The sequence below is a fragment of the Xanthomonas sp. NCPPB 3959 genome, from assembly GCF_056675575.1.
Genome location: NZ_JBWWVR010000010.1, coordinates 38,775 through 50,469, shown reverse-complemented (window position 1 = coordinate 50,469; position 11,695 = coordinate 38,775). Strand labels below are relative to the sequence as shown.

Genomic DNA, 11,695 nt, shown 5'->3' with positions numbered 1-11,695 from the left:
CAAGGCCCTGTGCCAGCTGGCTTGGCGCCCGTTCGCCAACAGGCGCCAGGCGGTGCTTAGCCGCAGCGCACTGAGGCGATCAGGTTCTTGGCATCCACTTCCAGATTGAGCCGTTCGCCGTTGAACTCCATGGTGACCATCTGCCCGGGTTTGAGCACGCGCACCGATTTGGCGCCGGCATCGCTACGGGCTTGTTCGCTCACTGCATCGGTCAGCGGCTGGCCGACCAGCGACTGCACCTGGGTGGCATCGCAGCTGCCGATCGGCGGGGCCTCGGGAGCGGCGGCCGGTGCGGGGGCTGCGGCTTGTTCGGCCGCTTGCTGCGCCTTGGCGGTGACGGCTTCCTGCTCGTCCGGTTGCGGCGAGCCGCAGGCACTCAAGGCCGCCAGCACGACCAAGGAACAGGCCAGGCGGGCGGTAGGCAGGACAGAGCGCATCGATGACTCCAGCACAGTGGGGGAGGCCCAAGCATAAGCAGAAAATCTGCTGACGGGCATCGCTTGCCCACATGGCGTTGTCGCAGCGTTGACGCCGCCTAGTCCTGCCCGGCTCAACAATCGGCGCCTGTCCTTCGATCCGTGCGCAATGAAAGCCAAACGTGTTCTTCGCAATGCCGCAGCCACCGCCAGCGCTGCCGGCAAGCTGGCCACCGTGGCCGCCAGTGCGGTGGCCGCCACTGCCGCGGCGGCGAGCGTGGCAGCGGTTGCGCAGGCCAAGGCCACCGCGCGTGCAGCCGGGCTCACCTATGTCAACGATCAACAGCCCGGCATCAGCCGCCGCAAGGCCGGCAAGAGCTTCAGTTACCGCAGTGCCGACGGGCAGCGCGTGGCCGATGCCGATACCTTGCAGCGCATCCGCGCACTGGCCATTCCGCCGGCGTATACCGAGGTGTGGATCTGCGCCAAGCCTAACGGCCATCTGCAGGCCACCGGCCGCGATGCGCGCCGGCGCAAGCAATACCGCTATCACGCCGAGTGGGCGCAGGTGCGTGGCGAAGGCAAGTTCGAACGGGTGATCGCCTTCGGCCAGGCCTTGCCCAAATTACGCCGCCGGCTGCGCCGCGATCTGGTATTGCCGGGATTTCCGCGCGAGAAGGTGCTGGCGATCGTGGTGGCGCTGTTGGCCGACACCCTGGTGCGTGTGGGCAACGCCGAATATGCACGCAGCAATCGTTCCTATGGCCTCACCACCTTGCGCAACCGGCATATGGAATTTCTGCGCGGCGGACGTGCGCGGCTGAAATTCCGCGGCAAGAGCGGCCAGGATCACGAGATCGAAGTGGACGACAAGCAACTGGTCAAGCTGATCCGGCAATGCCAGCAATTGCCGGGCCAATCGCTGTTTCAGTACCGCGACGACGATGGCCAGCTGCAGCCAGTGGATTCGGGTGAGGTCAACGACTATCTGCGCGAGGCGATGGGCGAGGATTTTACCGCCAAGGATTTCCGCACCTGGGGCGGCACGCTGGCCGCACTGCAGCGTCTGGCGCGGTTGCCGTTACCTGAGCGCATGAGCGAACGCGCGCTGACCCAGGTGCAGAACGATGTCATCCGCGAAGTGGCCGATGCGCTGGGCAACACGCCCTCGGTGTGTCGCAAGGCCTATATCGACCCGTGCGTGTTCGAAGGCTGGCGCGCCGGCGAACTGCAGGCCATGGCCACCGGCGTGCGCGGCGAGCGCCAATGGGAGGCGGCCACGCTGCGCTTTTTGACCGACTCGCGCAGCAAGCAAGGCAAGGCGGCCAAGACGACCAAAGCCACCAAGGCCACTAAGGCCACCAAGACGAAGCTCAGCCGCAGCAAGAAATCTGCGTGATGCTGTTGTTCGGCGAGATCTCGATGGTTCGCTGATTGATACCGCGGTCTGCGGGCCTGCGCCACGCCTACGGTGCTGTTTGGAGTCTTGATCATTGACCGAGCGCACTACGCGGTCGCGCACGCGTATGCGGGAAGCGATCACTCGTCTGCGATCTGCTTCTGGCGGCGTTGCGCCCAGGCATCGCGCACGAAGGTGTAATCGTCCACGGCATCGCGGCGTGCGGCATCCATCGGCAACATGCGCGCGCGGCCGTCGGCCAGTTGCAGGCCTATCAGCGAATTGGCGATGCGTGCGCTATCTATGTAATTGATGGGCGTCAGCTGTTGATCGCCAAAACGCCCAACCGTGTCACGCACGGTGCCGGGTCCCAGGATCGGCATCACCAAGTAGCGCGAGTTGTCCCAACCCCATGTGGCGAACACCTGTCCCACATCTTCGTTGTACCTGGGCATGCCGAAGCGAGTGGCCGGATCGAACAACCCGGCAACCCCGATGGTGCTGTTGACCACAAAGCGTCCAAGCGACTGCGCCGCTTTGACCGGGTGGCCCTGCATCACCTGACTGACTGCGGTTCCTGGCTGGCCGAGGTTTCCAAACAGGTTCCTGATACCGGTCTTGACCGGTTTGGGGGTGACCTTGTCGTAAGCCACTGCAACGGGGCGGAACAGCACCTTGTCGGCGCCGCGGTTGAATCCGTGAATCTTGCGGTTATAGGCCTCCCACGGATCGCGCACCGGTGTGCCGGTGTAGAGCGCCTGGGCATCCTGTTCGGCGCGTGCGCTGGCGTCCGCCGAAGCTTGCGTGGTCGCGGTGGACTGCCCTGATTGCGGTGCTGCCGGCAAGGCGATGCCAGCGTTTTCTTGCGCAGCAGGAGCGCCGGCAACCTGATGTTGCTGTGGCGGATCAAGCGTCGATTGCGATGACGGTGGCGCGACCAGCGTCGAGCCGATGGGCGGGCCGATCGTGGTGGGTGCCGATGCTTGTGTGGTGGCAGGTCGGCTTGCGCAGGCCGATAGCAACAGCAACGCACCAGCCGCAGCAAGGGAACGGGAAATCGTCATCGCAGGATCCTTCAGAGTGAGGTGAGGCATTGAGTGGGCAACCAATACAACTGCCACGACGTTCGCGGTTCCCTACGCGCTGAAGCGACTTAGCCACGACCACACCAGTGGGCAACTCCACAACGCCGCTACTCCCGCGCTGGCGATGCTCGCCATCCAGCGCAGCTGACTCAGCCGCTGGCGTCGGGAATGGTGCTGCTGCAGATCCGGCAAGTCGTGCCACGCCTGGCGATTGCTGGCGGTGGACGACTGACGTGGTGTCACGCAGGGGTGGCAGGAAGACATGGCGCGGTCCAGAAACCTAAGACGGGTGTGTTGATTCGCATCACCACAGGCTCGTTTGCGAGAGGGCGGGCAAACAGCGTGGCAAGGTGGCTGTCGTGCAGCCATTGGTTGCTGAAGGCGATGCTATGGAGGAAGCGCGCATTACGTTTTAAGAGTTTTTTGATTGCTCCCGGGTGGTAGGGATGCGTTCACGAAACGGCATCGGCGTGCGCTTGGCCGGATGCAGCAGCGGCAATCCCATCAAGCCTTCGACGCAGGTGTCGCTGTGATCGCCTCGCCCCGTCATGGGCTGCGGCGGGCTGCTGTATGCGTTGCATAGTGCAAGGCTGGTACACGGCGGTGGGCATCACGCCAGACCAGCCAAGCGTTTGCGTGGATAAGCGATACGCTGACGCCTCATACCGGCAGCAGCTTGGTCATGCCGACCATCAGCATCAGGTAGGACGGCACGATGGAATGAACTTTCCAGGCAGAACATGACCAGCACGCCCCGGATGGCCCCAGCTCACGACAAGCGTGAGCTGAGCACTGGTGTGCATCGTGTTCTACCTTGTGTAGCTGCGACGCTGGATGCGATAGGTCGTTGCAGGCGGAACGTTTCGATATGTGCGCCCGATCCTGACGGCCTCCAGATCGAGCGCATCGAGAATATGCGCCGGCACCGAGCATTTGAATCCATAGGTAAACAGATACAGCCGCCCGCCAGGCTTCAGCTGCAGGAAGGCGCCACGCAGAATCGCAGCCACCTGGTGTGCCGGCATGTTCAACAAGCCAAGACCGCAGACCACGGCATCGACGTACGCGCCATCGATGCGAGGCAGCGATTCAAGATCGCAGACATCCATCTGCAGCAAGCTTGCGCGCGGGAAGCGCTGCGTGAGCAAGGCAGAAAAGGTGGCGTTGTACTCGAGCAGAACGAGGTTCTTTTCCTGCACGCCTTTGTCGATCATCGCCTGGGTAAACACACCGGTCCCCGGCCCGAGTTCGAGAACCCGACCGGTACGCTCCGACAGCTCGGAGGTGATGATGGAGGCGAGGGCGCGTCCGGAGGGGAGTATCGCTGCAACGGAGCAGGGTGCGGTGATCCATTCGCGAAAAAACGACGTCATATACGAACGTGCCATCTATCCTCACAACGTTGAAAGAGTTCGGCCAAGCTGCATCGGCGCGCATCACTGCAGGATGCGCGATGGTGCAAAAACAAGGCTAAAGCAAGAGTCTGTCCTGAACCTCTTTTGGCTGCAGATCGGTGGTGATAGTTCAGGCTTTTATCAGCATTGGCGACGCAGTGACTCCAAGACATCGCTGCAATGCGGATGTCATGTGCAGAGCTTTTTTGAGTGATCGTTGAACCAGTGGATCCACTGAATGCAAGACGCGGCCGTTGTACAAACGGCGGCCGCAAACGGGTGAGATGATGGGCTGGACTGTCTCTTAATGCAGAATTAAACCGACTCGGGAATGCTATGCGCCCACTTTGCTCGCAGACCAGGACGATGCAGACCAGGACCCAATGAAGCTACTGCTTGTCGAGGATGACGTCATGCTGGGCGACACCATCTGCGATGGTGCGCGGCAGGGTGGTTGGGAGGTGGACCATGTGGTCGATGCACATGCGGCCAACGGGGTGCTGGTCGAGCATCCGTATTCTGCGGTGCTGCTGGATCTGGGGCTTCCTGGCGAATCCGGCCTATCGGTATTGCGCGGTATGCGTGCGCGCTGCGATGCCACGCCGGTGTTGATCCTCACCGCACGCGGCCAACTGAGCGAGCGCATTGTGGGTCTGGATGCAGGCGCCGACGACTATCTGGTCAAGCCGTTCCAGTTCGATGAGTTGTGGGCGCGGGTGCGCTCGGTGATCCGGCGCAGCCAGGGCAGTGTGGTGCCGATCTTCACCTACGGCGAGGTCAAGGTCGACCGTAGCCGCCGCGCGGTGAGCAAGGGCGGCGTAGATGTGGTGCTGAGTGCGCACGAGTACCGCACGTTGCTGGCACTGATCGAACGGCCCGGCCACGTGCTCACCCGCGACCGCTTGCAGGATCTGGTTTACGGGCCCTCCAGCGAGTTGGAAAGCAACACCATCGCGGTGTTCATCCATCAACTACGCCGCAAGCTGGGCGAAGACCTGATCAGAACCGTGCATGGCCTGGGCTATGTGGTGGGAAAGCCGGGCGCATGAGGCCCAGATCGATCACGGCGCAGCTGTTCCTGGTGATCGTCAGCGTGATCGCGGTGTGCTGGGTCGCGGTCATCGCCATCGTGCTCAGCCTGCTGTCGCTCAACCTGGAAAGCACCTGGGATGAAAAGCTCGAAGCCATCGCCACGCAGATGCTGATCACCATTCCGGCCAAGAGCAAATTCGACCGCAGGGCCGGCCCAGGTCTGCAATTGCCGGACAGCTTCACCAGTGCGCGCGAACAGTTGGTGTTTCAAGTCTGGATTGATCGCTCCAGGATGGTGGCGCGTACGCCCGGCGCGCCGGATTCGGCGCTGCAACCGTCCTTCACCGACGGGGCGGCAACCACCATCGTCAACGGCGCGCAGTGGCGCGTGTATGCCATTACCGACAAGACCGGCCGGGTGAGCGTGCAGGTCGGCAACCCGCAGAGTGTGGTAGATGCGGACATGCGGCACCAAGCCTGGCATGCGCTCGCACTGGCCACGTTTCTGGTGATCGTGGCGGGCGTGGTGATGTGGGTCGTGGTGCGGCGCTCGCTGCAGCCGGTCAGAGCGCTGGGCAGGGCCTTGTGGCACCGCAAGCAGTTCGACCTCACACCGTTGCCGCTGTCGAAACTTCCGCGCGAAATCCATGTGCTGGTCGCCTCGTTCAACCATATGCTTGAGCGGTTGGATGCGGCCATCGAAGGCGAGCGCCGGTTCATCGGCGATGCCGCGCATGAACTGCGTACGCCGCTGTCGGCCTTGCAGGCCCAGGCCGAGATCGCGCTGAGCGCCGAAGACGTGGACAGCAAGAATCGGGCGTTGGTGAAGTTGCTACGCGTGGCAAAGCGCAGCACGCGCCTGTCAGAGCAGTTGCTGGATCTGGCGCGATTGAATGCCGCCAGCAGCGCACCGATGCATGCGATCACCGAACTCAGCGTGCTGGTACAGCACGTGGCGCAGGAATTCGAGGTGCATGCCAGTCAGAACGCGCGCGCGCTGTATCTGGATATCCATAGCTGCAGCATCGCGTGCAATGTGGACGAAATCGGCATCCTGCTGCGCAATCTGGTCGACAACGCGATGCGCTACACGCCCGAAGGCGGCAACATCCTGGTCAGTTGCGGATACGTGGCCGATGCGGTGCGCGCAGACGGCAACCAGCACACCAACGACGACCGAAAGGTGTTTCTGCAGGTGGCCGACGACGGGCCGGGCGTGCCGGAGTCCGAGCGCGACACCATCTTTGTGCGCTTCTACCGCGTTGCCGGCACGCCTGTGCGCGGCAGCGGCATCGGGCTGTCATTGGTGGCCGGCATCGTGGATCTGCACCACGCAAGTATCGAGACCGGGCCGGGTTTGAGCGGGCGCGGCTTCAGCGTGCGGATCGTGTTTCCAGGGACGTCGAGTCGTGCGCCAAACGTTTGAGGCCGGCGCATCGGCAGCGTCATTGGCAGTGTCTGGGCGCTCGCTCTGGCGGCATAGACTGAACGGTGCGCTCCGCGCTGGGCACACGCTTAAACAATTCCGAAAATACCTAAAAATTCTTTAATGACCGCTTGAAACGATGGCGCTCAGCCACGGACCACTGGCGACCTGAGTTTCGATATCCATTTGCTCGCATCGTAAAAAGCGTACCCAACGCTGTCGGTGCATCGCGCCGGGCTGGCCTTGCGCAATGCCTCAGCAGAGCATGCAGCGTGTGCGCCGCAGGGCGAGACGTGCACCAGGCCATCGTGCAGGCCGATGTCATCTGCATGAACTTCCGCATCCTTCGAGTCGTGCGCTTGCACGCTTGCCATGTCGCTTATCTCAGGCCACCTGCCGTACACCGCGATGATCACTCAATCAACCAAGACACCATCCAACGCGCGCACTGCCGCCGACACGCAGAAAGGCGCACCGCGACGTCTGGCGCTTCCAGTGGCATGTTGCTTGCTGGCCGTTGCAGTCATCGCCGCCGGTTGGTGGTGGTCCGCGCGTGCGCAGCCCAAACGCGTGGATCTTCCGATCACAGCCTTGTCGGTGACGGCGGCGGTGCCGCGGCAGGTGGAATGGCCCAGCAGCCTGCAGGCGAGCGGCATCGTTGCGCCCTGGCAAGAGGCGGTGATCAGTTCGCAGAGCACTGGCTTGCGCATTGCCACGCTCAATGTGGCAGTCGGCGATGTGGTCAAAGCGGGCCAGCTGCTGGCCCGCTTCGATACCGCGACCTTGCTGGCCGCACGCGCAGAACTGAGTGCGGGCCTGGCCAAGGCGCAGGCGGCTGCCAGCCAGGCCGATACCAACCGCGGGCGTGCGTTGCGCGTGCAAATCGCAGGCGCGATGAGCGATCAGGAAGTGCAGCGTTACGTGACCGAGGCGGTGACAGCCAAGACCCAGATCGCGGTAGCGCGCGCGCAGCTGGATGCCAACCGCCTGCAGCTGCGGCAGGCCGAGATTCTGGCGCCCGACGATGGGCTCATCAGCGCGCAGAGCGCGACGCTGGGCGCAGTGGCCAATAGCGGGCAGGAGCTGTTCCGTCTGGTGCGCCAGGGCCGCCTGGAATGGCGCGGTGAATTCGGCCCCGAGCAGATTGCGCGGATCGCGGTGGGCCAGGAGGTCGGACTCAGGCTTCCCGATGGAAGCGCAGCGATGGCGCGCGTGCGCCAGATCGCGCCACTGCTGGATGCACGCTCGCGGCTCGGTCTGGTCTATGCGGACATCGACCCCGGTAGTCTGTTGCGCGGCGGCATGTACGTTGACGGTGCAGTTGCATTACCAGCCAGCCACGCCTTGGTAGTGCCGGCCTCGAGCGTGGTGGTGCGCGATGGCCGCAGCACCGTGTTCCGCCTGCTCGGCAGCGGCGGCCAATCCAAGGTGCGCGCGCAGCAGGTGGTGGTCGGGCGCCGGGTCGGTGCCGATGTCGAGATCCTCGAGCCGCTGGCGGTAGGCGAGCGCATCGTGGCGCAAGGCGCCGGGTTGCTGGCCGATGGCGACACCGTACTGGTCAAGTCGACACCGACCGGCGCGGTCGTCGGCCTGCAGCTGATTCCACGTGGGCCGCGATGAACTTTGCAACCTGGTCGCTGCGCAATCCGATCCCGGCGGTACTGTTGTTCCTGCTGCTGTCGCTGGCAGGGATGTATGGCTTCAAACAGTTGTCCATCCAGGCGTTGCCGGATCTGGAATTGCCCACCGTCAATGTCACGCTGACACAGCCGGGGGCTGCGCCTTCGCAGCTGGAAACCGAGGTGGCGCGCAAGGTCGAGGACTCGATCGCAACGGTCAGCGGCCTGCGTCATCTGCGCACCACCATCAGCGATGGACAGGTGCAGATCGTTGCCGAGTTCCATCTGGAAAAATCGCTGTCCGACGCCTTGATCGAAACCAAGGACGCGGTCGATCGGGTGCGTTCGACACTGCCGCCGGAACTGCTGCAACCGGCCGTCAGCGCGGTGACCGAGAACGCCACCCCGATCCTCACCTACGCGGTGACTTCGACAACGCTGGATGAAACCCAGCTGTCCTGGTATGTGGACGACAGCTTGACCAAGGCGCTGGCGAAAGTGCCAGGTGTGGGGCGCGTGCAACGCCTGGGCGGTGTGCAGCGCGAGATCCGGGTCGAAGTCGATCCGGTGCAGATGACCGCGCTCGGCGCCACTACCGCCGATGTGTCGCGTGCGCTGCAACAGATGCAGCAGGATTCTTCGGGCGGGCGCACGCAGGTGAGCGGCGCCGAGCAGTCGGTGCGCACCGTGGCGAGCGTGCGGCAAGCCGCGCAGTTGCCCGGGATGTGGATTGCGCTGAGCAACGGCGACAGCGTGCGCCTGGATCAGATCGCCACGGTGCGCGATACCTATGCCGAGCGCCGGCAGGCAGCGCTGCTGGATGGCGCGCCGGTGATCGGCTTCAGCATCTACCGCACCAAGGGCTTCGACGAAACCCGGATTGCCAAGGGTGTGACGCAGGCGCTGCAGCACCTGCAGCATACCGATCCGCATCTGCGCATCACCCCGGTCTCCGGCACGGTGGCCTATACGCAGGAACAGTTCGAAGGCTCGATGTCGATGCTCTACGAGGGCGCGCTGCTGGCGGTGCTGGTGGTGTGGCTGTTCCTGCGCGACTGGCGCGCCACCCTGATTGCCGCCTCGGCGCTGCCGCTGTCCATCCTGCCCGCGTTCGCGGTGATGTGGTGGCTGGACTACTCACTCAACACGCTCACCTTGCTGGCGTTGGCGGTGGTGGTCGGCATTCTGGTGGACGATGCCATTGTGGAGATCGAGAACATCGAACGCCACCGGCGCATGGGCAAGACCGCCTTTCAGGCCACCGCCGATGCGGTCAACGAAATCGCCTTGGTGGTGATGGCGACCACTGCGACGTTGGTGGTGGTGTTCGTGCCGACCACGTTGATGGGCGGCATCCCCGGATTGTTCTTCAAGCAGTTCGGTTGGACGGCGGTGATTGCGGTGGTGGCCTCGTTGATGGTGGCGCGCCTGATCACTCCGATCATGGCGGCCAAATTTCTGACCTCCCGTCCCACCGGTGATCCGGAACCGGCTACCGGCACACTGACCGCAGGCTACTTGCGGCTGGTGCAATGGAGCCTGCGCCATCGCGCGGCAACCCTGGGCGCGGCTGGCGTGTTTTTGCTGTGTTCGTTGGCATTGTTGCCACTGCTTGCCAAGGGACTGGTGCCACCGAGTGACCGCGGCTCTATCACCGTCATGGTGGAGCTCGGGCCGGAGAGCGACATCGATCAGACAAGGGTGATCACCGAGCGTGCGCGCAGGGCGGTGGGGCATATTGCCGGCGTCGGGGCGGTGTTCACCAGCATCGGCAGCAGCAGTGGCGGGCGTGATGCGCAGGTCTCGCAGGTGCGCAAGGCCGAGATGACGCTGGTGCTATCCGAGCGCAACGCGCGTGCGCCGCAAGCGGAGATCGAGCATGCGGTGCGGCGGGTATTGGTCAACGTCACCGGCGCACGCTTTACGGTGGGCGGCGTCGGGTCTGGCGAACGCTTGTCGATGATTCTGACCAGCGATTCGGAAGACGCACTCACCACCGCCGCGACTGCGTTCGCAGGCGAACTGCGTGCAGCGGGGTTAGCCGGCGTGCGCACCACCGCCAGCCTGGAACGGCCGGAAATCGTGGCACGTCCGATCGACAGCCAGGCCGCGCGCTACGGCGTGAGCAGCGCTGACATCAGCCAGACCTTGCGCACCGCCACCAGCGGCGATTTCGAACCGCAACTTGCCAAGCTCACGCTGGACAACCGGCAACTCAACATCCGCGTGCAGGTGCCCGATCGCATCCGTGCCGATCTCACGGCGCTGTCCAATCTGCGCGTGCAATCGCGCGATGGCCTGGTGCCGTTATCCAGTGTGGCGGTGCTGGCGATGGAAAGCGGCCCCAGCGAAATCAGTCGTTACGACCGGCAGCGCTATGTCACGGTGAGCGCCGATCTTGGCGAGCTGCCGTTGAGCGAGGCGCTGGCATTGGCCAATTCACGTGCGTCCATCCATCACTTGCCGGCGAACGTCTCGCTGATCCAGTCCGGCGATGCCGAAGTGGCGGCGGAGTTGTCGTCCGGCCTGGTGTTGGCGATCGTGATTGCGATCGCCTGCATGCTGTGCGTGCTGATCCTGCTGTTCAACGACTTCTTCCAGCCGCTGACAATTCTGTCGGCCATTCCGCTCTCGCTTGGCGGTGCCTTCGTCGCGCTGTTGCTGTTCGGCAGCGAGCTCGATGTGCCGTCGATGATCGGCCTGGTGATGTTGATGGGCATCGTCACCAAGAACTCGATCCTGTTGGTGGAATACGCGGTGATCGCATTACGCGACGGGACCAATGACGTGGACGCGGCCTTGATCGACGCCTGCCACAAGCGCGCCCGCCCGATCGTGATGACGACCGTGGCGATGATTGCCGGTATGTTGCCGATCGCACTTGGGTTCGGAGCCGATGCCAGTTTCCGCCAGCCGATGGCCATTGCGGTGATCGGCGGGTTGATCAGTTCGACGGTGTTGTGTCTGGTCGTGGTCCCGGCGGTGTTCAGCTGCATCTATGCGTTCGAGGCGTGGTTGCATCGCCGTTGGCGCGGTGTGTTTGGCGCGCGGGTCGATGCGGACGCCGTAGCTGATTCGGCGAATCCGCAAGGCCAGGGCTGATCTGCCTTGAACGTAGCGCAGCGCAGGCGGCGCACCGCAGATGTGGCGCTTATCGCGACAAACAACACCCCTTAATACAGCGACCGAACACCTCTTTGGTGCGGTGCCCTGATCGCTTGCGGGACCGTGTGGCGGCAGGGATGCCGCCACACGGTCCCGCAAGCGATGGATTCACGGCGTGTCCCGTGAGCGGTGAGGACACCGTGCCCTCGGCTGACCAGC

The 11,695-nt window shown here is 63.8% G+C and carries 9 protein-coding genes; 5 read left to right on the top strand and 4 right to left on the bottom strand.

Annotated elements, in window-relative coordinates:
* Positions 1-56: 56 nt before the first annotated feature.
* Complete coding sequence (locus AC1KVG_RS13070; RefSeq protein WP_043888794.1) at positions 57-437, bottom strand: I78 family peptidase inhibitor; 381 nt, start codon at positions 435-437, stop codon at positions 57-59.
* A 58-nt stretch (positions 438-495) separates the two neighbouring features.
* On the opposite strand from AC1KVG_RS13070, the gene AC1KVG_RS13065 reads away from it, so the two are divergent.
* Positions 496-1,815 (top strand): DNA topoisomerase IB, encoded by a 1,320-nt coding sequence (locus tag AC1KVG_RS13065; protein ID WP_481094764.1) that lies wholly within the window; start codon positions 496-498, stop codon positions 1,813-1,815.
* Between the two features lie 140 nt (positions 1,816-1,955).
* Here the strand turns inward: AC1KVG_RS13065 and AC1KVG_RS13060 are convergent, their stop codons facing one another.
* From AC1KVG_RS13060 to AC1KVG_RS13050, 3 genes are all read right to left on the bottom strand, one after another.
* On the bottom strand, positions 1,956-2,879 hold the full coding sequence (locus AC1KVG_RS13060) for an MlaA family lipoprotein (RefSeq protein ID WP_481094677.1): 924 nt from the start codon (positions 2,877-2,879) through the stop codon (positions 1,956-1,958).
* A 72-nt stretch (positions 2,880-2,951) separates the two neighbouring features.
* Positions 2,952-3,164 carry a hypothetical protein gene (locus tag AC1KVG_RS13055; protein ID WP_481094676.1) on the bottom strand — a complete coding sequence of 71 codons (213 nt, stop codon included), beginning with the start codon at positions 3,162-3,164 and terminating at the stop codon, positions 2,952-2,954.
* A gap of 545 nt (positions 3,165-3,709) precedes the next feature.
* A complete protein-coding gene (locus AC1KVG_RS13050) occupies positions 3,710-4,273 on the bottom strand; it encodes a class I SAM-dependent methyltransferase (protein WP_481094675.1) in 564 nt (187 codons plus the stop codon).
* Positions 4,274-4,677: 404 nt separating this feature from the next.
* Here AC1KVG_RS13050 and AC1KVG_RS13045 point away from each other — a divergent pair, with 404 nt between their 5' ends.
* The 4 genes from AC1KVG_RS13045 to AC1KVG_RS13030 all read left to right on the top strand — a co-directional run bounded on the left by AC1KVG_RS13045 (position 4,678) and on the right by AC1KVG_RS13030 (position 11,473).
* Positions 4,678-5,343, top strand: a complete 666-nt coding sequence (locus tag AC1KVG_RS13045) for a response regulator (RefSeq protein ID WP_268213490.1) — start codon at positions 4,678-4,680, stop codon at positions 5,341-5,343.
* A complete protein-coding gene (locus AC1KVG_RS13040; protein WP_481094674.1) occupies positions 5,340-6,752 on the top strand; it encodes a sensor histidine kinase in 1,413 nt (470 codons plus the stop codon). The genes AC1KVG_RS13045 and AC1KVG_RS13040 overlap by 4 nt, the downstream gene beginning before the upstream one ends.
* A gap of 372 nt (positions 6,753-7,124) precedes the next feature.
* Positions 7,125-8,372, top strand: coding sequence for an efflux RND transporter periplasmic adaptor subunit (locus AC1KVG_RS13035; protein ID WP_481094673.1), 1,248 nt, complete (start codon positions 7,125-7,127; stop codon positions 8,370-8,372).
* Entirely contained in the window at positions 8,369-11,473 is a 3,105-nt protein-coding gene (locus AC1KVG_RS13030) for an efflux RND transporter permease subunit (protein WP_481094672.1), read from the top strand. Before AC1KVG_RS13035 ends, AC1KVG_RS13030 begins: the two co-directional genes overlap by 4 nt.
* Positions 11,474-11,695: the final 222 nt, after the last annotated feature.

Excerpts from the sequence above, each read along its gene's own strand:
- AC1KVG_RS13070 (WP_043888794.1), bottom strand. The coding sequence starts at position 437 with ATGCGCTCTGTCCTGCCTACCGCCCGCCTGGCCTGTTCCTTGGTCGTG.
- AC1KVG_RS13060 (WP_481094677.1), bottom strand. The coding sequence starts at position 2,879 with ATGACGATTTCCCGTTCCCTTGCTGCGGCTGGTGCGTTGCTGTTGCTA.
- AC1KVG_RS13055 (WP_481094676.1), bottom strand. The coding sequence starts at position 3,164 with ATGTCTTCCTGCCACCCCTGCGTGACACCACGTCAGTCGTCCACCGCC.
- AC1KVG_RS13050 (WP_481094675.1), bottom strand. The coding sequence starts at position 4,273 with ATGACGTCGTTTTTTCGCGAATGGATCACCGCACCCTGCTCCGTTGCA.
- AC1KVG_RS13045 (WP_268213490.1), top strand. The coding sequence starts at position 4,678 with ATGAAGCTACTGCTTGTCGAGGATGACGTCATGCTGGGCGACACCATC.
- AC1KVG_RS13040 (WP_481094674.1), top strand. The coding sequence starts at position 5,340 with ATGAGGCCCAGATCGATCACGGCGCAGCTGTTCCTGGTGATCGTCAGC.
- AC1KVG_RS13035 (WP_481094673.1), top strand. The coding sequence starts at position 7,125 with ATGTCGCTTATCTCAGGCCACCTGCCGTACACCGCGATGATCACTCAA.
- AC1KVG_RS13030 (WP_481094672.1), top strand. The coding sequence starts at position 8,369 with ATGAACTTTGCAACCTGGTCGCTGCGCAATCCGATCCCGGCGGTACTG.